We start from the raw sequence: 23,240 nt of genomic DNA, 5'->3' as shown, positions 1-23,240 counted from the left end.
GCCGTCGCCCGGTCGCCCCGGCCCGAGGCCAGGTCCATGACCGCGCTGACCGCCTCGCCATGTTCGCGCACCGCGTCCGCAGTGGCCTGGATCAGCGTCTGGCCCTCGACCAGGTCGGGCAGCGACCGCGCCAGCCAGCGCCGCACGCAAGGGTCGCCCACCGCATCCTCCAGCGCCATGATCTCGACCAGCGGCCAGTCCAGATGCCCGGCCAGCCGCTTGGAGATCGAGCCCTTCGAGACATCCGCCCCCAGCCGCGCCCCGATCAGCGCCGCCGAAGCCTCAACCCCGCCCGCCCGGTCCACCAGCCCCGACATGAACGCCCGGATCATCGCACGATCAGTCATGGCGCCACCCGCGAGCCAGGCACGTTCGGGTCCTCGAAACCCACCTCGACGCTGCCGTCTTCGGCGAGCGAGACCGTCACCTGCAGGAAGTCGCTGAACGCGTAGACCTCGGCGCCATGCACCACCCGGCCCGTGTAATGGGCGACCGTCTTCAGGATCGCCTGCGCCAGGGTCAGATCGGGAAACTTGGGGTCAGACATGGGAAACACCCGCGGAGTGAGGGGAAAGGGAAGGACCAGCGCCGGCGCGGAGCCTGTGTCGCGCCCCGCGGCGTTCGGGGCCCATCGTGAACCGGGAAACCTTGTTTCCGTGCGCAGCGCCTTCGCGCGTGCAAGACCGAGCGCATGGAACAGAAAGCCGATCAGAGCGCGGGGGCATCGTGGGGATCGGCGCGGAGACAAAACGCTCATGCCGCACGCTTTCCCGGCTGGTCATGGACCGTCACCAGATCCTCTGCGGTCAGGGGTAGCCCCCTGATCTGCGCGGCCCGCAGAATCCGCCCATGGTAACCTGCGGGGATCGCGCCGCTCTGCGCCCATTTGTGGATCCGGTCAGCACTTACCGGATCTCCCGACACCACGCTCAGATCGCGCGCCATCTCGGGGCGCGAGGGCCAAAGCGCTAGGACATCTCGGACTGTGTGCAGATCAGACATGCCACAAATCTGGACAATTCTTCCAGATCGTCAAGGTGGAAAACACGCCGATGGTAAATTCTTCCAGACCCGCAAAAATGTGCGACATGAAATCTCGCGGCACCCTTCCCCAAATCGACATGCACGGGGTCGCCTTCCGGCTGGAGGCGCTTCGCTCCACCACCGGCTTGACCAAGGATGCCTTCGCAAAGTCAGCAGGGATCGACCCCTCCAGCTACACCAAGGTCACCAACTACCTTGAGCCTGGCAAAGAGGATCGCACGAAAATCCTGAAGTCAGAGCATGCGTTTGCGATCTCTGAACGATGGGGCGTCACCATGGATTTTATCTATCGCGGCGACCTGTCAAAGATCAGCGACGCCTTGCGCACCAAGATCATCGCTACCCTGAACAGCGGCGACCGATAGAGTCGATCAATCGACATCCCAAAGCGATCCGCACACCAAAGCAGGAGCTTGTCTCCCGGATCCAGCATCTCCCACCCCCAGTGTTCCTCTAAAGTTCGCTTTTGCTGAACGAGTCGCACATATGTCAACCTGTGCCTGAGCAAATCCTGTGGACGACTCTGGGGATGCTTTAAACCAAGATATCAACTGGACGTTTCTTCCATTTTACTCTTGCATCTGGACGTTTCTTCCATAATCTACCCCTCCATCACCCCGCCGAAGACGCCCGCTTGGGCCGATCGCGGGCAACCGTTGCGATGGAGGTTCCCTTGCGCCTTTTCCTGATCAATCCCGAAGATCCGACCGCCTGGGCCAGGGCCTTTGTCTCTGCCCCCGAGGCCTTCGCGCATCTGACGCCCGAGGCCTTCGAGGATCTCGCCACCACCAGCTGGCAGCTGCTGCGCCAGCACCGGGCCGCACAGGACTCGCCGGCCGGGGGCGGCCGCGTCATTCCGATGCGGCACCCTCGGGCCCATGGCAGCCGGCATCATAGCCTGCCCTGGCCCGGCCCCACGCCCGGGGATGCCGCATGAGCGTCGCGCCGATGATCCGCGCCGACACGGCCGAGGGCCCGATCGCCCCGATCGACCTGCAGGCCGCGGCCCTGGCCGAGGTGGAGCGCAAGGACCGGCAGCGCCGCAAGGCGCCGCCGATGCGCGAAACGGCCGCCGATCGCGCCGTTGCGGGCGCCGCCTATGCGATTGCGGCCGAGGAACTGCGGCAGTTCATCGAGCGGTACGAGCAGCTGGACGCGGAAAAGAAGGATATCGCCGAGGCGCAGAAGGACCTGATGGCCGAGGCCAAGGCCCGCGGTTTCGACACCAAGGCGATGCGCAAGATCGTCGCGCTGCGCAAGAAAGACCCCGACACGCTGGCCGAGGAAGAGGCGGTGCTGGAGATCTACAAATCCGCCCTCGGCATGGCCTGACACCCTGCCCGCGTGCCCTGCCGTTTCCGGGCGCGCCACCTCCCCGGCCGGCCCCCTCGCGGGCCGCCGGGCCCTTCCGCCCCTTCCCCAGACACGATTGGAGCGTACCGATGCGCGACCACCCGCCCCAGCCCGAGACCACCCCGCTTCCCCTCGACCTGCCCGAGGACTTCGAGCCTACCCCGCCCCGCCCGGGCGCCGGCGCGGTCTTCGCCCTGGCCTTCGTCACCGGCATCGCCCTGTCGGCAATCCTGATCGCCTTCGGCGCACGCGCCGCCGCAATCGCCTGGGGCGTCGCCCTGCTGGCGGCCCTGGCCATCGCCTGGGGCGCGGTTCTGCTGACGGGCCTGGCTGCACTCGCCCAGGGCCGGCGGAAGGGCCGGAAGTGACATGGCGCCACGTCATCAACCTGGAATGCCTGCCCCCTTCGCCCCTCTGTCGGCCAAGCCCGCGACCGCGGCTGAACTGGCCGCCCTGCGCCGCCGGCAGGCCGCATCCTTCGCCGGGTCGCATCACCGCGGCCAACATCCCCACGGGAAGCGCATCGCCGCGCTGTCCCAGACCCGGCCGCAGCACAAGACCGAGGGCAATTTACAGGCAATGGCTGACCGACCGATCCGGATCCGCCCCGATGGTGCGATGGCAGGACGTCCCAACCGCGGCGAAAGGAGCGCGCAGGGATAGATGAGCAAATTCGCCCCCCTTTTCGCTTCGGAACGCTCGGCGGCCGGAATGCTCGACATGCGGCCAGCCGAATTCCGGGCGCTGGTCCAGGCCGGCGCCCTGCCGGAGCCGATCCGCATTGGACCCCATGAACGCTGGAGTGTCGTGGATCTGGACGCTATCGTCCGGGGTCACAAGCCGAAGCCGCCCGAGGAATTCAGCCTGTGAAAAAGGCCCGCAAGCCCTATGTCTGCGAAAAGACCAAGGACGGAAAGCGCCGGCTCTACTATCGGATCGTCTGGCACGAAGGCGGGCGGCGCCGGGAAAGGTTCATTCCCTTGCCCAGCGACGAAGACTCGGCCGAATTCGACCTGGCCTATTGGGCGATCAGGTCGGGCAAGGCCGAAGCGGTGCAGAAGCCCGTCCGCCAGACCTGGGCCGAGCTTGTCACCGCCTACAAGGCGCACCCCTATTATCTGAAGAAGGCCGAAGGGACGCGGCGCTATTACAGCCGCACGCTTGACGACATCGTCGAGAAGAACGGAAAACAGGCGGTCGCCAGCCTGACACGCGCCAAGGTGCGCGAGATCCACGCGAAATATGCCGATACCCCGCGCAAGGCCGACGGCATGATCCAGGTGATCAGCCTTCTGTGCAACTTTGCCCGGCTCACCCTGGACTGGCCCGTCACCAACCCGGCCGAGGGGATCAAGCTTTACGGCACTCAGCGCGAATTCGAGCCCTGGCCCGACTGGATGATCAATGCGCTGCCATCGGCGCATCCCGACGTGCAGACCGCGGCCGAGCTTATCCTGGGCACCGGCCAAAGACCGGGGGCGGCGATCGCCATGCGCTTTGCCGATTTCCACGGGGAATGGATGAGTGTTCTCGATGAAAAGACCAACACGCGGATGGACGTCTACTGCCCGCCCCGCCTGCGCGCCTTCATCGCCGGCAGATCGAAATCAGGCGCGCATGTCCTGGCCAAGAACCTGACCCAGCCTCTGGGCTACAACTCGATCGAAGCGCGCTTCAGAAAGTGGCGCGCGGGTCTGGGCGAGACCGCGGCGGCGTTTAGCCTGCATGGACTCCGCAAACTGTCCATCATCCAGCTGGCCGAGGCCGGCTGCAGCGATGCAGAAATCCAGGCGGTCACCAACCAGTCCGGGGCCATGGTGGCCTATTACCGCAAGAAGGCCAGCAAGCGGCACCTGTCGCGCGCAGCCCAGAATCGGCGGGAACAGAACAGGGGGGATACGTGAAAGTGGGAACCGCCAGTGGGAACCCGCAAAACCCCACCCCTTCCCGGCCGCATCGGAAAACGGCATAAAACCATTTAAAATCATGGTGGTGCCCGCGGCCGGACTTGAACCGGCACGGCCCTGCGGCCTGGAGAGTTTAAGTCTCCTGTGTCTACCATTTCACCACGCGGGCAGCGGGGCGGGCGCCAGATTAGCGGCTTGAACGGCAGGCGAAAGGGGGGATCCACGCGCCCGCCGCAGCGCGGCGCAACCGTTGACAAGCGGCACGGCCACAGCCTTTATGATCAGGAATTTTCGCTGGGGAGAGAGATGGACAAGACCTACCCAAGCGCCGAAGCGGCGCTGGACGGTGTGCTGAGCGACGGCATGCTGATCGCCGCCGGGGGCTTCGGCCTCTGCGGCATTCCCGAATTGCTGATCGACGCGCTGGTGGCCTCGGGCGTCAAGGATCTGACCATTGCGTCGAACAATGCCGGGGTCGACGGGTTCGGGCTGGGCAAATTGCTGGCGACGCGGCAGATCAAGAAGATGATCTCGTCCTATGTGGGCGAGAATGCCGAATTCATGCGGCAATATCTGTCGGGCGAGCTGGAACTGGAGTTCAACCCCCAGGGCACCTTGGCCGAACGCATGCGCGCCGGCGGCGCCGGGATCCCGGGCTTCTACACTGCAACCGGCGTGGGCACGGTGATCGCCGAGGGCAAGGAGCATCACGATTTCGACGGCCGCACCTATATTCTGGAACGCGGCATCGTGGCGGATCTGTCGATCGTGAAGGCCTGGAAGGCCGACCCCTCGGGCAATCTGGTCTTCCGCAAGACCGCGCGCAACTTCAACGCACCGGCCGCGACCTGCGGCAAGATCTGCGTCGCGGAAGTCGAGGAAATCGTGCCGCTGGGCAGCCTCGACCCCGATACGATCCACCTGCCCGGCATCTATGTGCATCGTCTGATCCAGGGCCCGCATGAGAAGCGGATCGAACAGCGCACCGTGCGCAAGAGGGAGGCCGTCTGATGGGCTGGGACCGGAACCAGATGGCGGCCCGCGCCGCGCAGGAACTGCAGGACGGCTGGTATGTGAACCTGGGCATCGGCATTCCGACGCTGGTGTCGAATTACATCCCCGCGGGCGTGAACGTCACGCTGCAATCGGAAAACGGCATGCTGGGCATGGGCCCCTTCCCGTTTGAAGGCGAAGAGGATGCCGATCTGATCAATGCCGGCAAGCAGACGATCACCGAATTGCCGCAGACCGCCTATTTCGATTCTGCGCAAAGCTTTGCGATGATCCGCGGCGGCAAGATCGCCATGGCGATCCTGGGCGCGATGGAAGTGGCGGAAAACGGCGATCTGGCGAACTGGATGATCCCGGGCAAGCTGGTCAAGGGCATGGGCGGCGCGATGGATCTGGTCGCGGGCGTCGGCCGGGTGGTCGTCGTCATGGACCACACGTCGAAACACGGGGAATCGAAGGTGTTGAAGGCCTGCACCCTGCCGCTGACCGGCAAGGGCGTCGTGGACCGGATCATCACCAATCTCGGCGTTCTGGATGTGGTGCCGGGCGGGCTGAAGCTGGTCGAACTGGCCGATGGCGTGACCGAGGCCGAATTGCGCGCGGCGACCGAGGCAACCCTTGTCGACTGATCCGCATCTTTCCAAGGAAAGCGGCCCGACCAAGGGCCGCTATCTGTTCCGCAAGGACGGGGCCGAGGCCGAGATCACCTTCTCGGTCACCACGCCGACGCTGATCATCGCCGATCATACCGGCGTGCCCGATGCCTTCCGGGGCCAGGGCGTCGGGCTGAAGCTGGTCGAGTTCATGGTCGCCGATGCCCGCGCCCATGGCTTCAAGATCGTGCCGCTCTGCCCCTTCGTGAACGCGCAGCGCAAGAAACACCCCGAATGGGCGGATGTCTTCCAGGCCTAAGCCCAAAGGGCCTGCCGCCTTCCTCTCTGCATAAATATCCCGGGGTCCGGGGCAGCGCCCCGGCGCTTTGCCAACCGCCGCTCAGCCGCCCGCCGCCACGCTGGTCTTGAACACGCAAGGGTCCGAGACCAGCATCGGCGGGGTCAGGCACAGGCCCTGCGCCACCTGAAAGGCCGCCAGCACCTTGGGCACATAGTCGCGCGTCTCGGCATAGGGCGGCACGCCCTGATTGGCCTTCACCGCGCCCTCGCCGGCATTATAGGCCGCCAGCACCAGCACCGGATCGCCGCCGAATTCGCCCATCAGCCAATCCAGATAGGCGACACCGCCCTTGATGTTCTGCGCCGGATCGGTGCTGTCGGTCACCCCGAAGCGCGCCGCGGTGGCCGGGATCAGCTGCATCAGCCCCACCGCACCTTTGTGGCTGACCGCATCCGACCGGCCCGCACTTTCGATCCCCATCACCGCCAGCACCAAAGCGGGCGAGACATCGGTGTCCAGCGTGGCGACCAATATGTCGCGGCCATAGACATCGGCCAGCGTCTGCATCGACTGCATCCGCGGCGCGCGGACCGAGGCGCCCGCGGGCCCTTGCGACAGGCTGGCCATGGCCTGCTCGAACCGGTCCTGCGCATTGCCCATGCCCACCGGCACCTTGTCCCAGAACCAGGCATAGCCCGAGGCCGGCGCAGGCGCGCCCTCCAGCGGCGCGCCCGCGGCCGCGGCCGGCTCTTCGGCGGTCTGCAGGGCCGGGTCTTTCCAGGCCGTGGCCGCCAGCCGCCGCGCCTGTTCGACCGGGTCGATCTGCACCGTGATGCGCTTGCCGGCCGCCATGTCGCTGACCTTGACGCGCCGGAAGGTGAAATCTTCAAGCGCCGCCGCCTCTTGCGCGGGTGCGGGCAGGGCTGCGGACAGAATCGAACAGCCCAGCACCGCGGCCATCGGCCCGATTCTGCCCGCCGCGACCCGCTGGCCGCCGATTCTTCCCATGATCCTGCGCATCTTTGCGATGCCTGCCCGTTGTTCTTGACCCGAAGACTCGCAGAGAATCCCCCGCGCCGCAAAGAGTTTCGCCCCGGATTCTGGCATTCGCGCCGCAATTGGCAGATCTGCAACGCGACCCGGTCTTAACTTTTCAGTAACCAGAATCTTCTTTTCTTTGAAATTCAATATCTTACGAAAAATCGAATGAAAGATAAGTTAACGCAAAAAGGCCCAGTTGCTTCCCAATACGCGCCACGATTCGGGGGCTATATGTGTACATCCCGAGCGGAACAGAGGCCGGAACGAAGACCGGACCGAAGGAAACCGTGGCGGATGTGAAACGAAACCTGAGCAAAACGAAAAGGGACCTGACCATGAAATTCCTCAACATCCTGAAGCGCTTCCAGAAGAACGAAGATGGTGCCGTGACCGTTGACTGGGTCGTGCTGACCGCCGCCGTCGTGGGCCTGGGCCTGGTCGTGATGGCCGCCATCCGTCCGCAAATCCAAACGCTGTCGGGCGAAATCGCCACCCGGATCGACGAAGCGACCCCGTCGGCCACCCCCACCACGACCCCCTAAGCTGACCCGGCGCAAGCCGATCAGGGACATGGCCGCGTTTTCCCTCGGGAAGACGCGGCCTTCCTAATTTCAGGGCGGGAACGCCTTGGAATTGAAGACAAATCGCCGCGATTTTCCCCGCGTCGCCCCTTAGATTCGCCGCAATCGGCGCCGAACCTGTCAGGGCCGCGTGCAACCTGCCGCACGGATGGAGGCGACAGATGAAAGACTGGCTCGAAGGCTTCGCGAAAGACGAGGACGGGGCGATCACCGTCGACTGGGTCGTGCTGACGGCGCTGATCCTGGGGGTTCAGATCGTGCTTTTGATGACGCCGATCCGCGACAATCTGGTCTCGGTCAGCGAAGCCATCGGCGAACAGGTCGGGCTTTATGGCGATCAGTTGCAGGACTAGCGGCTGGGCCGCGGCAAGGGCGCCGGTGCGAACCGGCGCTGCGGGTTTCGGGGCAATCCGGCGCGGCACCGCGCGGGATGAACGGGTGAAAGGATAAGCGATGCGCGCAGTCTTTGCATTGGTGCTGGTGGCCGGCCTGGCTTTGGCCGGGTTCGCGGTGCACCTGGCGCAGAATTACATGGGCCAGACCCAGGCCGAACTGGCCCGGGCGACCGCCTTCCAGAAGCAGACCGGCCGGCTTGTGCCGGTCTATGCGGTGGCCAAGGCGCTGAAATTCGGCGACCCGCTGACCAAGGACAATGTGATCGCGGTCTATGTGCAGGAAAAATTCCTGCCGCCGGGCGCCTTCCTGGTGCCGCCGAAAGAGGGCGAAGCCGCGCCGGCCCCCGCCCCCGCCGTGGGCGGCAAGGCCCCGGCCGCGGTGCCGGTGCTGTTTCCCAAGGACACCGACAAGCCGCGTTATGTCATGCGCTCGATGGAGCCGAACGAGATCCTGCTTGCCTCGCGCCTGACCGCGCCGGGCGAGGTTGCGGGGCTGACGGGCAAGCTGGAAAAGGGCCTGACCGCCTTCCAGATCAAGGTCGATACCGCCTCGGGCGTGTCGGGCCTGGTCGTGCCCGACAATTACATCGACATCTACTGGACCGGCGCCTCGGCCGGCAATGTGAATGGCGAGGTGACGCGGCTGATCGAAAGCGCGATCCGGGTGATCGCGGTCGACCAGGCCTCGAGCGAGGGCCAGATGACCAGCGGCACCGCCGCGCGCACCGTCACGGTCGCCGCGACCCGCGAACAGGTGGCGCGGCTCGCGCAGGCCCAGGCGACCGGCCGGCTGGCCATGTCGCTGGTCGTGGGTGGCGATGACGTGGCCTTGGGCCTGGTCGAGGTCGACAGCAATTCGCTTCTGGGCATCGAGCAAAAGGAAGTCGTCGCTGTCGAAGCGCCGCAGGTCTGCACGATCAAGACCCGCAAAGGCGCCGATGTCGTCGAGATTCCGATCCCCTGCACCAATTAATCTGTGACATAGGAAATGGCGCGGCTACCTGATCTGGGGCCGCGCCATTTCGCTGAAACCACCTTTAGCGGCTGTTGCAGGTTATCCACATCAGGAACCGCCCCCAAGGGTTTGATTCTTGCAAAAAAACCGCGCATCCGGCAATCTGGGCGCGGAAGAATGGGCGCTAAGACCCGTAACGAGGCGTGATCGAAAGGGCAGATCACATGAGCATGATGAAAAGCATTGCGGCCGGTCTGATCGGCGTCGCGCTTGCGACGACCGCTCTGACCCCGGCCCACGCCGAAGTGCTGCGCGTGATGACGGGCCAGGCCTCCGAGGCGCTGAACGTTCCAATGAACCGGGCCGTGGTCGTCGAAAGCGACGTGCCCTTCGCCGAACTTTCGATCGCGAACCCCGGCATCGCCGATATCTCGACCCTTTCCGACAAGTCGATCTATGTGCTGGGCAAGGCGCCCGGCCGCACCACGCTGACGCTTCTGTCCGCCGATGGCCGCCTGATTTCCAATGTCGATGTGCATGTGACGCCCGACATTGCCGAGTTCAAGGAAAGGCTGCGCCAGATCCTGCCCGGCGAGAATATCGAAGTGCGCACCGCCAATGACGGCATCGTGCTGTCGGGCACGGTCAGCTCGACCGCCAAGCTGGACCGCGCGCTTGACCTGGCCAGCCGCTATGCGCCCGACCGGGTGTCGAACCTGATGGTGGTGGGCGGCACGCAGCAGGTGATGCTGAAGGTCCGCTTCGCCGAGATGCAGCGCTCGGTCTCGAAAAGCCTGTCGGCCTCGCTGGGGGTGAATTCCAACAGCGGATCGGTCGGCGGCGGCATCGCGACCGGCAACATCTCGGGCGTGAACAACCTGTTTGCCGGCAACCCGATCCAGACCACCTCGACCGGCGCGATCGGGCTGGGTTTCTCGGCCGGCGCGCTGGAATTCGCGGTGCTGCTTGAGGCGCTGGAATCCAAGGGCATGGTGCGCACCCTGGCCGAGCCGAACCTGACCGCCCTGTCGGGGCAGGAGGCCAAGTTCCTGGCCGGCGGCGAATATCCGATCCCGGTCGCGCAGGACAGCGGCGTGATCACCGTTGAATACAAGCCCTTCGGGGTCGAGCTGAACTTCACCCCGGTGGTGGTGGACAGCGATATCATCAACCTGACGATCAATGCCTCGGTCAGTTCGATCGACACAACCGTGACGGTCAGCAGCGGCGCGGGCCTGACGCTGAACGCCTTCAAGCGGCGGGAAACCTCGACCACGGTCGAGATGCGCGACGGCGAAAGCTTTGCCATCGCGGGCCTGCTGCAGGACGATTTCAACAATCTGAACAACCAGGTGCCCTGGCTGGGCGATGTGCCGATCCTGGGCGCGCTGTTCCGCTCGTCGGCCTATCAGCGGGCGCAGTCGGAACTGGTGATCATCGTCACCCCGCATCTGGTGACGCCGGTTTCGGGCGATGTGCTGGCGTTGCCGACCGACCGGGTCCGCATTCCGACCGAGAAAGAGCTGTTCCTGTACGGCGAAGTCGCGGGGTCGCCCAAGAAGGGGGCCGCGGGCGAAGTGGCCCGGCAGGACTTCTCGTCTCCCTACGGCTATGTGATGGAGTAAGCCGATGCAGCGCGGACTGGGAAGGCTTCTGGCGACGACCGCCCTTCTTGCCCTGATCGGCTGCGGCGATTCCGCCGCGAACTGGGATCGCGAACAGGGCGCCGAAGTGGACAAGGGCCAGTTCGGCAATGCCACCATGAGCAATACGATGGTGATGTCGGGCGAGATGGATTACACCATCGCGCTGGCGCAGCGCTTCAATGCCGAAGTGCCCGATACGGTGAATTTCGCCTTCGACAGCACGGTGCTGACGGCCGAGTCGCAGCAGATCCTGCTGAAACAGGCGCATTTCATCAAGAAATTCCCCGAAGTGCGCTTCAAGGTCTTTGGCCATACCGATCTGGTCGGCAGCCAGGACTACAATTACAATCTGGGCCTGCGCCGGGCCCGCGCCGTGGTGAATTTCCTGGTCGCCCAGGGGATTTCGCGGTCGCGGCTGGAAGCGGTGGTCAGCTATGGCAAGACCCGCCCGATCATCCAGACCTCGGCCCCGGAAGAGCGCAACCGCCGCACCGTCACCGAAGTGTCGGGCTTTGTGAAGAACAACCCCCTGGTGCTGAACGGCAAATATGCCCAGATCGTCTGGCGCAATTACCTGGATCTGGCCGAGCGCCCGCATCCCGCCAACGAAAAGATCGTCACCCAGACCAATCCCGGCGGCTAAGCCGGCCTGCAGGTCACCCAACCCGGGCCGGGCCGCAGCGCCCGGCCTTTTGCGCTTTGCCCCCTGCCCCGCCCCGGCCCCGCGGCAGGCCGGTTGAATTGCACATAGATTGTCGGGCCCGGTCGGGCCATCGCGGGGCCAGGTTAACGCGCCTGCAAGAAATCATGGATTATCGCCGTTTCAGCCCCAATCTCGCCAATATCCGCCCCCACCTTAGCGGCAATGGGAACGATTGCGCGGGGCAGAATGCCCGGCGTCCGGTGTCTGGGGCTTGACCGATTCCTGCCGCGATCCGGCGGCAGATCAATGCTTTGCGACACCGTACCTGAAAGGACGTAAGGCAGATGACGAGTGTGGCGACATTGCAACCCGATCCGGCACCCATCCTGGCGTGCACGGTGTCGCGTGATGTGCAGAACTTCGAAATTCTGATCGACGACATGGAAGCCGAACTGGGCGAGGCCTGGGGCGATCTGAGCTTCGATGACGCTGCCGTCTTCCTGGACCAGCCCGATGCCGCAACGCTGGAATTCATCGCCGTCGCGGTCGATGGCACCGACGAAGGCGATCTGTCGCGCATCGCCGAGGTGATCCGGTCGGCCAAGCTGCACGCGGTCAAGGTGATCCTGGTCGCCTCGGATCTCAGCCCGATGGCGCTGCACCAGCTGATGCGGCTGGGCGCCGATGATTTCGTGCCCTATCCGCTGCCGAAAGGCGCCCTGCATGAGGTGATCGAGCGTCTGCGCGCGCCCGAACCCGAACAGGCCCCGCCCCCGCCCACGCCCTCGGCGCTGGATGCCAGCCCCGCGCCCGCCCCCAGCTTCAAGCCCAAGGGCGACCGGCAGGGCGTGCTTCTGCCGGTGCATGGCATGGCCGGCGGCACCGGCGCCTCGACCTTCGCGGCCAATCTGGCCTGGGAACTGGCGACGGTCGACAAGGCCCATCCGCCGCGCGTCTGCCTGATGGATCTGGATTTCCAGTATGGCTCGATTGCGACCTATCTGGACCTGCCCCGCAAAGAGGCGATCTTCGAGGTTCTGACCGATCCCGGATCGCAGGACAGCGGCAGCCTGCTGAAGTCGATGCAGACCTTCAACGAAAAGCTGTATGTCTTCACCGCCCCGGCCGACATGCTGCCCCTCGACATCATCTCGGGCGAGGATCTGGGCCGGCTGATCGACATGATGCTGGCGAATTTCGATTTCGTCATCATCGACATGCCCTCGACCGTGGTGCAATGGACCGAGGCGGTGCTGACGCGGGCGCATGTCTATTTCGCGCTGGCCGAGCTGGATCTGCGCTCGGCGCAGAACATCCTGCGCTTCCTGCGTGCGCTGAAGGCCGAGGCGCTGCCCTTCGAAAAGCTGCGCTATGTGCTGAACCGCGCCCCGCGTTTTACCGATCTGTCGGCCAAGGCCCGCGTCAAGCGCATGGCCGAAAGCCTGGATATCGCGATCGAGGTGCAGCTGCCCGATGGCGGCGCGCAGGTCACCCAGGCCAATGACCACGGCCTGCCGCTGGCCGATTCCGCTGCGAAAAATCCGCTGCGCAAGGAACTGCAGAAACTCGCCAAATCGCTTTTCGACCTGAACAAGGCCGCCGAAGCCGGCAAGGCGTAACTCCGGGGTAATCATCGTGTTCAGCCGTTTCAAGAAAGAGCCGGGCGCCACCAGCCTGACCGCCCGCCCCGCCGCCCCGGCCGCCGCCGCGGGCGCTGCTGCCGTTGCCGTGGCGCCAAAGCCGGCCAGCGCCGCCCGGCCGATCAGCCCGGCGCAACCCGGCCGCAGCCCGGCCGAAGCCGTGGCCGCCGACAAGGAGGCCAAGCGCAAGAACCGGCTGATGGAGCTGAAGCTTGAAATTCACAAGCGGCTGCTGGAAACGCTGAATCTTGCCGCGCTGGAACATGCCTCGGAAGCCAATCTGAAAGCGGAAATCTCGGCCCTGGCGGGCGAGGCGCTGGACGAGATGTCGGTCGCGCTGAACAAGGATGACCGCGCGACCCTGGTGCAGGAACTGTATGACGAGGTCATGGGTCTGGGCCCTCTGGAGCCCTTGCTGAAGGATGAAACCGTCAACGACATTCTGGTGAACGGCCCCTTCCGCGTCTTTGTCGAACGGGCGGGCAAGCTGGAACTGTCGGACATCACCTTCCGCGACGAACGCCATCTGATGCGGATCATCGACAAGATCGTCTCGGCCGTGGGCCGGCGGGTCGATGAATCGAACCCCTATTGCGACGCGCGCCTGGCCGACGGCTCGCGTTTCAACTGCATGGTTCCGCCGGTGGCGGTGGATGGCTCGCTGGTCTCGATCCGGAAATTCAAGAAGGAAAAGCTGAAGATCTCGGATCTGGTGAAATTCGGCGCCTTCACCGAGGAAATGGCCGCCTATCTGCAAGCCGCCGTCTCGACCCGGCTGAACATCATCGTCTCGGGCGGGACGGGTTCGGGGAAGACCACCACGCTGAACGCGCTGTCTTCCTTCATCGACAATCATGAACGCGTGCTGACGATCGAAGACACGGCCGAATTGCAGCTGCAACAGGTCCATGTCGGCCGGATGGAAAGCCGCCCCGCCAACGTCGAAGGCAAGGGCGCGGTCAGCCAGCGCGACTGCCTGCGCAACGCGCTGCGGATGCGCCCCGACCGGATCATCGTCGGCGAAACCCGCGGCGAGGAAGTCATCGACATGCTGCAGGCGATGAACACCGGCCATGACGGCTCGATGACCACGATCCACGCCAACAACCCGCGCGACGGCATTTCGCGGCTGGAAAACATGGTCGCCATGGCCGGCATCGAGATGCCGCTGAAGGCCGTGCGCAGCCAGATCGCCAGCGCCGTCAACCTGATCGTCCAGGCCAGCCGCCTGCAGGACGGCTCGCGCCGGATGGTGTCGATCACCGAGATCACCGGCATGGAAGGCGAGGTCATCTCGATGCAGGAAATCTTCCGCTACGAACGGCTGGGGATCGAACCTTCGGGCAAGATCATCGGCCGCTTCAACGCGACCGGCATCCGTTCGGCCTATTCCGAGCGCTTCCGGCAATGGGGCTTCGACCTGCCGCCCTCGATCTACGAACCCATCGTCTAAGGCGCCCTCTCATGCAAATCTCGGCAGCCCCTCTGATCTATATCCTGATCTTCGTCGCCGTCGTCGTGCTGGTCGAGGGCCTGTATCTGACGGTCTTCGGCAAGTCGATCAGCCTGAACAACCGCATCTCGCGCCGGCTGACGCTGATGGAGAAAAGCGGCAGCCGCGAACAGGTGCTGGACCAGCTCCGCAAGGAGATGAACCAGCATATGAAAGCGCGGTCGATCCCGCTGTATTCGATCCTGGCCAAGAAGGCGCAGCGGGCGAATATCGCCTTCTCGCCCCAGGCGCTGCTGGGGATCATGGCGGGGCTGGCGGCCTTTGCCTTTCTGGGGCTGACCATCGCCACCAGCGCCGAACTGGGCGTGCGCGCCGTGGTCGCCGTGGCCATGGGCGTGGGCGGGGTCTATGTCTGGGTCAACAACAAGGCCAAGAAGCGCATGTCGCTTCTGGAAGAACAGCTGCCCGACGCGGTCGAGCTGATGGTGCGCTCGCTGCGCGTGGGCCATCCGTTTTCCTCGGCCATCGGCATCGTGGCCAAGGAAGTGCCCGATCCCTTGGGCACCGAATTCGGCGTGATCGCCGACGAGGCCGCCTATGGCCGCGACGTGTCGGAAGCGCTGAAGGCCTTTGCCGAGCGGATGGACAGCCAGGATCTGCGCTTCCTGGCCGTGGCCGTGGCGATCCAGCAGCAATCGGGCGGCAATCTGGCCGAGATCCTGGAAGGTCTGGCCAAGGTGATCCGCGCCCGGTTCAAACTGTTCCGCCGCGTCCGCGCCATCACCGCCGAGGCGAAATGGTCGGGCATGTTCCTGTCGGCCTTCCCGGTCCTGGCGCTGATCATGATCAACGTGATCCAGCCGACCTATTATGACGGGGTCAAGCAGACCGCCGTCTTCATTCCCGCGGCGCTGGTCGTTTTCGGGTTCCTGGTCGTCAACGTGATCTTCATGAAGATCATGGTCAACATCAAGGTTTAGGGTCCGGTCATGTTCGCTTCCCTCAATGCATTCCTGACCGAGAAGATGGGCGTTCTGGGCCCGCTGATCGCCGTGGGCCTGTTGGGCCTGCTGCTGATCCTGATCGCCCTGCCCTCGATGCTGAAGAAAGAGCGCGACCGTTTCGCCGAGCTGAAGGAAGAGGCGCGGCCCAAGGGCGGCGCCGACAAGAAGCTGCGCCGCGGCGGCCAGGCCGAAAAGCTTGAGAAATACGCCCAGTATCTTGAGCCGCAAAAGGCCGAGGAACTGTCGTCGATCCGGCTGAAGCTGCTGCGCGCGGGCTATCCGGGCAAGGGCGCGGTGCATATCTACCACGCCTCGAAAATGGCGCTGGGTCTGGGCGGGCTGGTGCTGGGGCTGCTTTACGCGCTGCTGGAATCGGCCACGGCCGAAGTCTCGACCCAGACGATGATGATCTACATGCTGCTGCCCGGCGCCGCGGGCTATTACCTGCCGCAATACTGGGTCGACAAGCGGGTGAACAAACGCCAGACCGAGATCATCGAAGGTTTCCCCGATGCGCTGGACATGATGCTGGTCTGTGTCGAGGCCGGCCAGTCGCTGGACCAGTCGATCATCCGCGTCGCCAATGAAAGCCGTGCGGGCTACCCTGCCCTGGCCGACGAATTCGAAATGGTCGCGCATGAGGTGAAGGCCGGCAAGGAACGCGTCCAGGTGCTGAAGGACATGTCCGACCGGGTGGGTGTGCCCGATGTGGCCTCGTTCGTGACCACGCTGGTGCAATCGGCCACCTTCGGCACCTCGATCGCCGAGGCGCTGCGGGTCTATTCCGCCGACATGCGCGACAAGCGGGTGATGCGGGCCGAAGAGAAGGCAAATCTCTTGCCGACCAAGCTGACCCTTGGCACAATGCTCTTCACCGTTCCGCCGCTCTTGATCATCCTTATCGGTCCGTCCGTCTATGGGATCGCCACGATGATGGCGAGCATGGCCAGCAGCGGTCCGTGAGGGCAGTGTGACGAAAACAGGCGCAACGCCGCTGATCGCCGCGATCTTTCTGGCCGCCTGTGGAAACATGGGCGGCTCGGCCGTTTCGCGCAACACGCCCTATGGCGTCGATCCGCGCGGCGCGGCGGTGGATGGGCTGATCGTCGGCCACCGGCTGATGGCCGCGAACGAGCCGGAACTGGCCCTGAAGGCCTATCTGCGCGCCGCGGCGGAAGATGGGATTTCCACCGATACGCTGTCGGCCATCGGCTCGGCCAATCTGGCCCTGGGCCGGCTGGGCCAGGCCGAGAAGATCCTGCGCCGCGCGCTTGAGATCGAACCGAATTTCGTGCCCGCGCTGAACAATCTGGGCTGCGTGCTGATGGAACAGGGCAAGATCGGCGAGGCGCGGGTGGTGTTCCAGCAGGCCTATGCGCTGGACAGTGGCCAATCGGACTCGATCCGCGAAAATCTGAAGCGCGCTATCGCCCGGACCGAGGCGCCCGTCTATGATGAAACCGAAGACCAGGGCGAATTCCAGCTCGTCCGCAGGGAAAAGGGCCGCTACGTCCTGCTGACCGAACTTTAGGCGCAGGCGGATCCGGCAAGACGGCAGGAAGACGTTCGGAAGACCGACGCAAAAGGCAACGACCCGGCCCCGCCGGACCAAGACGACGAGCAGTCAAGCAAAAGGACGCAAAAATGCGCCACCCTGTGATGATCGCGCTGTGCCTGTCGGGCACGGCCCTTTTGACCGCCTGCAACAAGCCGATGAGCGATGCCCAGGTGCAGCGGGCCGTCAAGGACGTGAACGTCATCGACGAAAGCAATCTCAACGACATCATGCTGACCGTGGGCGACCCGAACGAGGCGGTTCGCTATTTCCAGGGCGCGCTGCAGAAGGATCCGGGCCGCATTGACCTGAAGCGCGGCCTGGCGAAATCTCTGGTGCGCGCCAACAAGCCGACCGAGGCCGCGGCCATCTGGCAAGAGATTGTCGCAAGCCCCGAAGGCACGAATGACGACAAGGTCATGCTGGCCGAAGCGCAGATCCGCGCCAATCTGTGGGACAAGGCCAAGGCCACGCTGAACACCGTGCCGCCGACCCATGAAACCTATGACCGCTACCGTCTGGAAGCCATGGTCGCCGATGCCGACCGCAACTGGAAGAAGGCCGACAGCTTCTATGAAATCGCGGCAGGCCTGACGACGAAACCCGCCAACGTGCTGAACAACTGGGGTTATTCCAAGCTGACGCGCAAGGATTATGCCGGCGCCGAAAAGCTGTTCACCGAGGCGCTGACCTATGAGGCCTCGATGTTCACCGCGAAGAACAACCTGGTCCTCGCCCGCGCCGCACAGCGCAAATACGATCTTCCGGTGGTGCAGATGACCCAGACCGAACGGGCCGAGCTGCTGTATACGATGGCGCTGGCCGCGATCAAGAACGGCGATATCTCGGTCGGCAAGGGCCTGTTGCAGCAGGCGATCGACACCCATCCGCAATATTTCGAAGCCGCCTCGCGCAGCCTTGCGGCGCTCGACGCCAATGTGACGAACTGATCCGATGGATTTCCATTTCCCCACGCTTCGCGAGGCGCTGGTCCTTCTGCCCTTCGTGATCCCGATCTGCGTCTGGGTCGCCTGGTCGGACATGAAATTCATGAAGATTCCCAACAAGGCGGTGCTGGCCATGGCCGCCGTCTGGCTGGTGGTGGGCTGGCTGGCCGTGCCGCTGACCGCCTGGCTTTGGGGCTTTGCGCTGATGGCAGGGGTGCTGGTGGCGGGCTTCGTGCTGAACGCGGCCGGGCTGTTCGGCGCGGGCGACGCGAAATTCGCCGCCGCCATGGCGCCGGTCTTCGTGGGCGGTGATCTGCGGCTGATCCTGGCGCTCTATGCCGCCTGCTCGCTGGCGGCCTTTGCCGCGCATCGGGCGATGAAGCACCTGCCCGCCTTCCGCCGCGCCGCGCCGGATTGGCTCAGCTGGACCAGCCCGAAATTCCCCATGGGCCTGGCGCTGACGGGGATGCTGCTTTTCTATCTTCTGACCGCTTTCCTGCCGCAAGGTTGACAATTTCCGCAGGCATCACCGGCCCCAGATCCGATCGACGCGGCGAAGGGGCGTGTGATGAACGTGCAGATTTCCTCGGCTCCTCTGGTGCAAGCGCCTGCGGGCGTGCAGCCTCCGGCAAGCCCGCGCAGCCTGGCCGATACCGGGATCAATACGGTGATCCTGCGCGACCTGCTGCTGAAGACCATGTTCCGCACCAATCTGGATCTGGTCTCGGCCGTGGCCCGGGCGATCTGCCTTCCGGTGCCGCTGACCCAGGAATTGATCGACCTGGCGCGCAGCCAGCGCCTGGTCGAGGCGACGGGCACGCTGCATGCGAATTCCGGCAATGAGATGGGCTTCCAGCTGACCGATGCCGGCAAAAGCCGCGCGCTGGATGCGCTGAGCCAGTCGGAATATTACGGCCCCTGCCCCGTGCCGCTTGGCCAATATGCCGAGCAGATCCGGCGCCAGTCGATCCGCAACATCAAGCTGACCCGCGATCAGCTGCTGGCCGGCATGGGCCATCTGATCCTGCCGCCCGACCTGATCGGCAATCTTGGGCCCGCGGTGACCTCGGGCCGGTCGATCCTGATGTATGGCCCGCCCGGCAACGGCAAATCGTCGATCTCGCACGGGATCCGCGCCGCGATCGGCGACAAGATCTATGTGCCGCGCGCCATCGAGTATTCCGGCCAGATCATCTCGGTCTATGATCCGATCGTGCATGCCGCCGCCGAAGCCGCGGTGGACGACCCGAATTCGCTGCGCCGCACCTCGAACCGCTTCGACAACCGCTATGTCTATTGCGAGCGGCCCTCGGTGATCACCGGGGGCGAATTGTCGCTGGACATGCTGGATCTGGCCTATAACCCGACCTCGCGCACCTATCAGGCGCCCCTGCAGCTGAAGGCGACCGGCGGGATCTTCATCATCGACGACCTGGGCCGCCAGGCCGAGCCGCCGCAGAAGATCGTCAACCGCTGGATCGTGCCGCTGGAAGAAAGCCGCGACATCCTGGCGCTGCAATCGGGCGAGAAATTCACCGTACCCTTCGACACGCTGGTGATCTTTTCCACGAACTTCCACCCGAATGAGATCTTCGACGGCGCGGCGCTGCGGCGGATCTTCTTCAAGATCAAGATCGACGGGCCGGATCAGGCGAATTTCCTGAAGATCTTCGCCATGGTGGCGCGCAAGAAGAAGATGCCGCTGGACGAGAAGACGCTGATGCATCTTCTGAAGGTCAAATTCCCCACCATCGACAATCTCTATGCCAACTACATGCCGACCTTCCTGATCGACCAGATGATCGCCATGTGCGAGTTCGAGGGCATTCCCTATCAGATGACCCCCGATCTGATCGACCGCGCCTGGGGCAACATGTTCGTCCGGCAAGAGGCGATTGCGCATTAGCGCCCCGCTCAGCCCCCCGGCAGCGTGATGGATGTCACCTGCACCGAGACCTGCGCCTCGACCGCGCCGGTCTTGTCCAGCGTGGTCTTGTCGTTGCGCCAGACCAGCATCCGCACCGGATCGAACCATATCTCGCTGATCACCTGGCCGCCGCCCTCCAGCAGGTCGATGGTGCGGGTCAGCCGGATCACCTGAACCTCGCAGCCGGCGACGGTCAGCGTCTCGGGCCCGTGCGAGACAAAGCTGTAGCGCAGCCCGAAGCTGGTTCCGCCGATCTCTTCGCGGATCATCGCGGCATAGGCGATCTCGGCGCCCGGCTCCATCTCTTCGGCGCGCAGCCGCTGCGGGCCTGACCAGAACCAGCGCAGGCGCTGGCGGTCATCTTCCAGCAGCGTGGCGAACAGCCCATAGGTGGCTTCAAAGCGCTGCGCCTGGCCATCCGCGGCAATCAGGGTCGAGCGGTACAGATCGCCGCTGATCTGCGGCGCCTCTTCGGCCTGTCCGTCCGAATAGTCCAGCCGCGCCGGCAGCTGGCCGGGCGCCAGACAGGCGGCCCAAAGCGGGGCGGCGGTCAGGACGAAGGCCAGGGAAATCGCGCTGGTTCGAAAGGTCATGGCACACCTCGGGCAGAATAGCCGCGATACCGGAAGGCCAGCCTAGCGCGATCGCCCGCGCCGCGCCACTGGCCTATTCCAGCGCGATGACCTCCTGCCCCTTCACCCCGCCCTGTTCGGCGATTTCGCTTTTCAGCGAGATCAGGCTGGGCAGATGCAGCCATTTGGTGTTCTCGCCCAGGGGCTTGCCGGCCTCGTTGTTCTTCACCAGCACTTTCAGCGCCGGATAGGTGCAGCCCGCGACGGTCACGTCTTCAACCCCCAGCACCTCGACATCGGCGGTGAAGGGGCGCGGCGGCAGGAAGCCCGGGGTGGTCAGCGTGGCCTCGGCGTGAAAGCTGGCGCCCGGCACCAGATCGGCCAGCCCTGGCAGCGCGGTCTTCCAGTCGAAGACCGCCCCCTCGCCATCGCGCAGCGCGGTCAGCGTGAAGATCCCCGCCTGCACCGTCATCTCGACCTGCTTGCCGGTTTCCACCACCGTCTGGCGATAGACCAGCCGGTCGGGCGTACGCTCTTGCACCTCGATCACCGCACCCGAGGAATAGGTGGCCTTCTGGATCACCTCGGGACAGGCCGCAAAAGCCGCGCCCGGCAGGGCCAAAGCAAGGGAAAGGGCAAGCAAACGCATGGGGGAAATCTCCTGATCTGCCGCCAGAATGGCGCCCGCCCGGGGACCGCGCAAGCGCGGGATTCCCCAGGGTCAGAAGGTCAACACGCCGGTTTCGGTCACGATCGCGTCAAGCCGCTGGTCGGTGGGCTCGATCGGGACGGCGTCCAGTTCCTGCGCGGCAAAGGCAAAGCCCACGGCCAGGGTCGGGCGTTTGGCCCGCAGCGCTTCCAGCGTGCGGTCGTAAAAGCCGCCGCCATAGCCCAGCCGGTAGCCGCGCGCGTCATAGGCCACCAGCGGCACGATCAGCACCTCAGGCTCCAGCCAGGCGCCCTCGGCCGGGATCATCGCCTTGAAGGCGCCTTCGACCAGCGCGCAGCCCGGCGCCCATTCGCGGAATTTCAGCGGCTGCCCCGCGCCCAGAATCACCGGCACGCCCACCGGGCCCTGATGCGCCACCATCGCGGCCAGAGGGTCGATCTCGGTCCGCATCGCCATATAGCCCGCCAGCGGCCGGCCACGATGCGGCGCCAGAAAATCGGCCAGGATCTCGGCCGCCTGGCCCTGTCCGCGCGCGAAAGCCGCCTTGCGCGCGGCAAAGGCGCGGGCGCGGGCATCAGCCTTGACGCTGGAAAGATCGCTCATAACAGCACCAGGGTCGCCAGGCCCAGAAAGGCGAAATAGCCCATGACATCGGTCAGCGTCGTCACGAATGTGCCCGAGGCCAAGGCGGGGTCGAGCCCCAATCTTTCCAGTGTCAAAGGCACCAGAACCCCACCCAGCGCCGCGACGATCTGATTGACGATCATCGCCAGCGCCAGAACCATGCCCAGGTGCCAGTCGCCAAAGATCAGCACGCCCGCCAGGCCCAGGATCAGCGCCAGCCCCAGCCCGTTCAGCATCCCCGCCGTCAGCTCGCGCCGCACCACGCGGCCGGCATTGGCGCGCGTCAGGTCGCGCGTGGCCAGCGCGCGCACCGCCACGGCCAGCGATTGCGTCCCCGCGATCCCGCCGGTCGAGGCAACGATCGGCATCAGCGCCGCCAGCGCCACCAGCCCGGCAATGGTCGACTGGAACTGGCTGATCACCAGGGCCGAGAAACTGGCGGTGAACAGATTCGCCACCAGCCAGGGCAGGCGCTGCTTCACCGTCTCGATCGGGCCATCGGCCACCGTCGATTCGTCGCCGACACCGGCAAGCCGCAGCATGTCTTCCTGGTGTTCCTCATCCAGCACGTTCATCGCATCGTCGATGGTGATCACCCCGACCAGCCGGCCGTTCTCATCGACGACGGGGCAGGAAATCAGGTGGTACTGGTTGAAGATATAGGCGACATCCGCCTCGGGATCGGTGGCCGAGACGGTGCGGAAACTGTCTTCGGCAATGTCTTTCAGCCGCACGTCGCGCCCCGAAGACAGGATGCGGCCAAGGGTGACATAGCCCACCGGCTTCATCCGCGGATCGGTCAGGATGACGTGGTAGAACTGGTCCGGCAGCCAGTCGGCGCTGCGCATATGGTCGATCGCCTCGCCCACGGTCCAGTGTTCGGGCCCGACCACGGTTTCGCGCTGCATCAAGCGGCCGGCGGAGTACTCGGGATAGGACAGCGCCTGTTCCACCGCCACCCGGTCGCTGTCATCCAGCGCTTCCAGAATCTTTTCCTGCGCCGGCTCGTCCAGGTCTTCCAGAATGTCGACGACATCGTCGGTTTCCAGCTCGCGCATCGCCTCGGCGACGCGTTCCTGCGGCAGGGATTCGATCACCTCTTCGCGGATCGAATCGGACAGTTCCGACAGAACCTCGCCCAGCGCCTCGCCCGCATCGGCCGGATGCCACAGCGCCAGAAGCGCGTCGCGCTCGTCCGGGTCGATCTGTTCCAGAAGGTCGGCGATGTCGGCAGCGTGCAGCGGCTCCAGCAGCGCGGCCACCCGGGGCGCGTCGCTGGTCTGAACCGCGGCGCGCACGGCCACCAGCCGTTCCATCGCGGCTTCCTCCTCGTCGCGTTCCGCCCGGTCTTCCGCCATGCCTACCCCGCAAGATTGCG

Annotated in this window: 29 protein-coding genes and 1 tRNA gene; 22 read left to right on the top strand and 8 right to left on the bottom strand. The window is 64.9% G+C overall.

The genetic code is table 11. From position 1 onward, the window contains the following. Together K1Y73_RS07835 and K1Y73_RS07830 are read right to left on the bottom strand one after the other, a co-directional pair. Positions 1-347, bottom strand: a 347-nt coding sequence (locus tag K1Y73_RS07835; protein WP_225027690.1) for a hypothetical protein, incomplete at its 3' end; no start/stop codon positions are given. Beyond that, positions 344-547 (bottom strand): hypothetical protein, encoded by a 204-nt coding sequence (locus K1Y73_RS07830; RefSeq protein ID WP_225027688.1) that lies wholly within the window; start codon positions 545-547, stop codon positions 344-346. The genes K1Y73_RS07830 and K1Y73_RS07835, both read right to left, overlap by 4 nt. Positions 548-1,088: 541 nt before the next feature. On the opposite strand from K1Y73_RS07830, the gene K1Y73_RS07825 reads away from it, so the two are divergent. From K1Y73_RS07825 to K1Y73_RS07800, 6 genes are all read left to right on the top strand, one after another. Next, positions 1,089-1,409, top strand: a complete 321-nt coding sequence (locus K1Y73_RS07825) for a helix-turn-helix domain-containing protein (protein WP_225027685.1) — start codon at positions 1,089-1,091, stop codon at positions 1,407-1,409. 308 nt (positions 1,410-1,717) lie between these two features. Next, positions 1,718-1,981 (top strand): hypothetical protein, encoded by a 264-nt coding sequence (locus K1Y73_RS07820; RefSeq protein WP_225027683.1) that lies wholly within the window; start codon positions 1,718-1,720, stop codon positions 1,979-1,981. 119 nt (positions 1,982-2,100) lie between these two features. After that, a complete protein-coding gene (locus tag K1Y73_RS07815) occupies positions 2,101-2,376 on the top strand; it encodes a DUF2312 domain-containing protein (protein ID WP_225027694.1) in 276 nt (91 codons plus the stop codon). A gap of 110 nt (positions 2,377-2,486) precedes the next feature. After that, positions 2,487-2,765, top strand: coding sequence for a hypothetical protein (locus K1Y73_RS07810; protein WP_225027682.1), 279 nt, complete (start codon positions 2,487-2,489; stop codon positions 2,763-2,765). Positions 2,766-3,060: 295 nt separating this feature from the next. Continuing rightward, positions 3,061-3,267: a hypothetical protein gene (locus tag K1Y73_RS07805; protein WP_225027681.1), complete on the top strand. Its 207-nt coding sequence runs from the start codon at positions 3,061-3,063 to the stop codon at positions 3,265-3,267. After that, a complete protein-coding gene (locus K1Y73_RS07800; protein WP_225027680.1) occupies positions 3,264-4,301 on the top strand; it encodes a tyrosine-type recombinase/integrase in 1,038 nt (345 codons plus the stop codon). Before K1Y73_RS07805 ends, K1Y73_RS07800 begins: the two co-directional genes overlap by 4 nt. Positions 4,302-4,387: 86 nt before the next feature. On the opposite strand, the gene K1Y73_RS07795 is transcribed toward K1Y73_RS07800, so the two are convergent. Continuing rightward, positions 4,388-4,473: transfer RNA gene (locus K1Y73_RS07795), tRNA-Leu, on the bottom strand. 137 nt (positions 4,474-4,610) lie between these two features. Here K1Y73_RS07795 and K1Y73_RS07790 point away from each other — a divergent pair. The 3 genes from K1Y73_RS07790 to K1Y73_RS07780 are packed head-to-tail and all read left to right on the top strand — an operon-like array spanning position 4,611 to position 6,227. After that, entirely contained in the window at positions 4,611-5,315 is a 705-nt protein-coding gene (locus K1Y73_RS07790; protein WP_225027679.1) for a CoA transferase subunit A, read from the top strand. Then, positions 5,315-5,944, top strand: a complete 630-nt coding sequence (locus tag K1Y73_RS07785) for a 3-oxoacid CoA-transferase subunit B (RefSeq protein WP_225027678.1) — start codon at positions 5,315-5,317, stop codon at positions 5,942-5,944. The genes K1Y73_RS07790 and K1Y73_RS07785 overlap by 1 nt, the downstream gene beginning before the upstream one ends. Then, complete coding sequence (locus K1Y73_RS07780) at positions 5,934-6,227, top strand: GNAT family N-acetyltransferase (protein ID WP_225027677.1); 294 nt, start codon at positions 5,934-5,936, stop codon at positions 6,225-6,227. The genes K1Y73_RS07785 and K1Y73_RS07780 overlap by 11 nt, the downstream gene beginning before the upstream one ends. Positions 6,228-6,308: 81 nt before the next feature. On the opposite strand, the gene K1Y73_RS07775 is transcribed toward K1Y73_RS07780, so the two are convergent. After that, positions 6,309-7,169 (bottom strand): lytic transglycosylase domain-containing protein, encoded by an 861-nt coding sequence (locus K1Y73_RS07775; protein ID WP_404819068.1) that lies wholly within the window; start codon positions 7,167-7,169, stop codon positions 6,309-6,311. Between the two features lie 416 nt (positions 7,170-7,585). On the opposite strand from K1Y73_RS07775, the gene K1Y73_RS07770 reads away from it, so the two are divergent. The 13 genes from K1Y73_RS07770 (at position 7,586) to K1Y73_RS07710 (ending at position 19,975) form a co-directional block, all read left to right on the top strand. After that, positions 7,586-7,792 carry a Flp family type IVb pilin gene (locus tag K1Y73_RS07770; RefSeq protein ID WP_225027675.1) on the top strand — a complete coding sequence of 69 codons (207 nt, stop codon included), beginning with the start codon at positions 7,586-7,588 and terminating at the stop codon, positions 7,790-7,792. A gap of 200 nt (positions 7,793-7,992) precedes the next feature. After that, positions 7,993-8,184 carry a Flp family type IVb pilin gene (locus K1Y73_RS07765; protein WP_225027673.1) on the top strand — a complete coding sequence of 64 codons (192 nt, stop codon included), beginning with the start codon at positions 7,993-7,995 and terminating at the stop codon, positions 8,182-8,184. Between the two features lie 100 nt (positions 8,185-8,284). Further along, a complete protein-coding gene (cpaB, locus tag K1Y73_RS07760) occupies positions 8,285-9,199 on the top strand; it encodes a Flp pilus assembly protein CpaB (RefSeq protein ID WP_225027672.1) in 915 nt (304 codons plus the stop codon). A 206-nt stretch (positions 9,200-9,405) separates the two neighbouring features. After that, the gene (locus tag K1Y73_RS07755; protein WP_225027670.1) at positions 9,406-10,806 is read left to right on the top strand and encodes a type II and III secretion system protein family protein; all 1,401 of its coding nucleotides are present in this window, start codon (positions 9,406-9,408) and stop codon (positions 10,804-10,806) included. A 4-nt stretch (positions 10,807-10,810) separates the two neighbouring features. Next, positions 10,811-11,470, top strand: a complete 660-nt coding sequence (locus tag K1Y73_RS07750) for an OmpA family protein (RefSeq protein WP_225027668.1) — start codon at positions 10,811-10,813, stop codon at positions 11,468-11,470. Between the two features lie 344 nt (positions 11,471-11,814). Further along, positions 11,815-13,089 (top strand): AAA family ATPase, encoded by a 1,275-nt coding sequence (locus K1Y73_RS07745; protein WP_225027666.1) that lies wholly within the window; start codon positions 11,815-11,817, stop codon positions 13,087-13,089. 16 nt (positions 13,090-13,105) lie between these two features. Next, the gene (locus tag K1Y73_RS07740) at positions 13,106-14,563 is read left to right on the top strand and encodes a CpaF family protein (protein ID WP_225027665.1); all 1,458 of its coding nucleotides are present in this window, start codon (positions 13,106-13,108) and stop codon (positions 14,561-14,563) included. A gap of 11 nt (positions 14,564-14,574) precedes the next feature. Beyond that, the gene (locus K1Y73_RS07735) at positions 14,575-15,543 is read left to right on the top strand and encodes a type II secretion system F family protein (protein WP_225027663.1); all 969 of its coding nucleotides are present in this window, start codon (positions 14,575-14,577) and stop codon (positions 15,541-15,543) included. Positions 15,544-15,552: 9 nt separating this feature from the next. Beyond that, positions 15,553-16,530 (top strand): type II secretion system F family protein, encoded by a 978-nt coding sequence (locus K1Y73_RS07730; protein WP_225027661.1) that lies wholly within the window; start codon positions 15,553-15,555, stop codon positions 16,528-16,530. Between the two features lie 67 nt (positions 16,531-16,597). Then, positions 16,598-17,098 carry a tetratricopeptide repeat protein gene (locus tag K1Y73_RS07725; RefSeq protein ID WP_225027692.1) on the top strand — a complete coding sequence of 167 codons (501 nt, stop codon included), beginning with the start codon at positions 16,598-16,600 and terminating at the stop codon, positions 17,096-17,098. A gap of 113 nt (positions 17,099-17,211) precedes the next feature. Further along, positions 17,212-18,072 (top strand): tetratricopeptide repeat protein, encoded by an 861-nt coding sequence (locus K1Y73_RS07720; RefSeq protein WP_225027659.1) that lies wholly within the window; start codon positions 17,212-17,214, stop codon positions 18,070-18,072. Between the two features lie 4 nt (positions 18,073-18,076). Continuing rightward, the gene (locus tag K1Y73_RS07715; RefSeq protein WP_225027657.1) at positions 18,077-18,580 is read left to right on the top strand and encodes a prepilin peptidase; all 504 of its coding nucleotides are present in this window, start codon (positions 18,077-18,079) and stop codon (positions 18,578-18,580) included. Between the two features lie 57 nt (positions 18,581-18,637). Then, on the top strand, positions 18,638-19,975 hold the full coding sequence (locus tag K1Y73_RS07710; protein ID WP_225027656.1) for a P-loop NTPase family protein: 1,338 nt from the start codon (positions 18,638-18,640) through the stop codon (positions 19,973-19,975). 8 nt (positions 19,976-19,983) lie between these two features. Here K1Y73_RS07710 and K1Y73_RS07705 read toward each other — a convergent pair whose 3' ends face one another. From K1Y73_RS07705 to mgtE, 4 genes are all read right to left on the bottom strand, one after another. Beyond that, complete coding sequence (locus tag K1Y73_RS07705) at positions 19,984-20,589, bottom strand: hypothetical protein (RefSeq protein WP_225027654.1); 606 nt, start codon at positions 20,587-20,589, stop codon at positions 19,984-19,986. A 73-nt stretch (positions 20,590-20,662) separates the two neighbouring features. Next, positions 20,663-21,217, bottom strand: a complete 555-nt coding sequence (locus tag K1Y73_RS07700) for a hypothetical protein (RefSeq protein ID WP_225027653.1) — start codon at positions 21,215-21,217, stop codon at positions 20,663-20,665. Positions 21,218-21,289: 72 nt separating this feature from the next. Beyond that, entirely contained in the window at positions 21,290-21,841 is a 552-nt protein-coding gene (locus K1Y73_RS07695; protein ID WP_225027651.1) for a 5-formyltetrahydrofolate cyclo-ligase, read from the bottom strand. Beyond that, positions 21,838-23,220 carry a magnesium transporter gene (gene mgtE / locus K1Y73_RS07690; RefSeq protein WP_225027650.1) on the bottom strand — a complete coding sequence of 461 codons (1,383 nt, stop codon included), beginning with the start codon at positions 23,218-23,220 and terminating at the stop codon, positions 21,838-21,840. The genes K1Y73_RS07695 and mgtE overlap by 4 nt, the downstream gene beginning before the upstream one ends. Between the last annotated feature and the right edge of the window lie 20 nt (positions 23,221-23,240).

The organism is Xinfangfangia pollutisoli, assembly GCF_020179405.1.
Classification (GTDB): domain Bacteria; phylum Pseudomonadota; class Alphaproteobacteria; order Rhodobacterales; family Rhodobacteraceae; genus Pseudogemmobacter; species Pseudogemmobacter pollutisoli.
This window is presented reverse-complemented; position numbering and strand designations above follow the sequence as displayed.

Coding starts and splice junctions, on each gene's coding strand:
- K1Y73_RS07830 (WP_225027688.1), bottom strand. CDS start 547: ATGTCTGACCCCAAGTTTCCCGATCTGACCCTGGCGCAGGCGATCCTG.
- K1Y73_RS07825 (WP_225027685.1), top strand. CDS start 1,089: ATGAAATCTCGCGGCACCCTTCCCCAAATCGACATGCACGGGGTCGCC.
- K1Y73_RS07815 (WP_225027694.1), top strand. CDS start 2,101: ATGCGCGAAACGGCCGCCGATCGCGCCGTTGCGGGCGCCGCCTATGCG.
- K1Y73_RS07810 (WP_225027682.1), top strand. CDS start 2,487: ATGCGCGACCACCCGCCCCAGCCCGAGACCACCCCGCTTCCCCTCGAC.
- K1Y73_RS07805 (WP_225027681.1), top strand. CDS start 3,061: ATGAGCAAATTCGCCCCCCTTTTCGCTTCGGAACGCTCGGCGGCCGGA.
- K1Y73_RS07790 (WP_225027679.1), top strand. CDS start 4,611: ATGGACAAGACCTACCCAAGCGCCGAAGCGGCGCTGGACGGTGTGCTG.
- K1Y73_RS07785 (WP_225027678.1), top strand. CDS start 5,315: ATGGGCTGGGACCGGAACCAGATGGCGGCCCGCGCCGCGCAGGAACTG.
- K1Y73_RS07775 (WP_404819068.1), bottom strand. CDS start 7,169: ATGGCCGCGGTGCTGGGCTGTTCGATTCTGTCCGCAGCCCTGCCCGCA.
- K1Y73_RS07770 (WP_225027675.1), top strand. CDS start 7,586: ATGAAATTCCTCAACATCCTGAAGCGCTTCCAGAAGAACGAAGATGGT.
- K1Y73_RS07765 (WP_225027673.1), top strand. CDS start 7,993: ATGAAAGACTGGCTCGAAGGCTTCGCGAAAGACGAGGACGGGGCGATC.
- cpaB (WP_225027672.1), top strand. CDS start 8,285: ATGCGCGCAGTCTTTGCATTGGTGCTGGTGGCCGGCCTGGCTTTGGCC.
- K1Y73_RS07755 (WP_225027670.1), top strand. CDS start 9,406: ATGAGCATGATGAAAAGCATTGCGGCCGGTCTGATCGGCGTCGCGCTT.
- K1Y73_RS07750 (WP_225027668.1), top strand. CDS start 10,811: ATGCAGCGCGGACTGGGAAGGCTTCTGGCGACGACCGCCCTTCTTGCC.
- K1Y73_RS07745 (WP_225027666.1), top strand. CDS start 11,815: ATGACGAGTGTGGCGACATTGCAACCCGATCCGGCACCCATCCTGGCG.
- K1Y73_RS07735 (WP_225027663.1), top strand. CDS start 14,575: ATGCAAATCTCGGCAGCCCCTCTGATCTATATCCTGATCTTCGTCGCC.
- K1Y73_RS07730 (WP_225027661.1), top strand. CDS start 15,553: ATGTTCGCTTCCCTCAATGCATTCCTGACCGAGAAGATGGGCGTTCTG.
- K1Y73_RS07725 (WP_225027692.1), top strand. CDS start 16,598: ATGGGCGGCTCGGCCGTTTCGCGCAACACGCCCTATGGCGTCGATCCG.
- K1Y73_RS07720 (WP_225027659.1), top strand. CDS start 17,212: ATGCGCCACCCTGTGATGATCGCGCTGTGCCTGTCGGGCACGGCCCTT.
- K1Y73_RS07715 (WP_225027657.1), top strand. CDS start 18,077: ATGGATTTCCATTTCCCCACGCTTCGCGAGGCGCTGGTCCTTCTGCCC.
- K1Y73_RS07710 (WP_225027656.1), top strand. CDS start 18,638: ATGAACGTGCAGATTTCCTCGGCTCCTCTGGTGCAAGCGCCTGCGGGC.
- K1Y73_RS07705 (WP_225027654.1), bottom strand. CDS start 20,589: ATGACCTTTCGAACCAGCGCGATTTCCCTGGCCTTCGTCCTGACCGCC.
- K1Y73_RS07700 (WP_225027653.1), bottom strand. CDS start 21,217: ATGCGTTTGCTTGCCCTTTCCCTTGCTTTGGCCCTGCCGGGCGCGGCT.
- K1Y73_RS07695 (WP_225027651.1), bottom strand. CDS start 21,841: ATGAGCGATCTTTCCAGCGTCAAGGCTGATGCCCGCGCCCGCGCCTTT.
- mgtE (WP_225027650.1), bottom strand. CDS start 23,220: ATGGCGGAAGACCGGGCGGAACGCGACGAGGAGGAAGCCGCGATGGAA.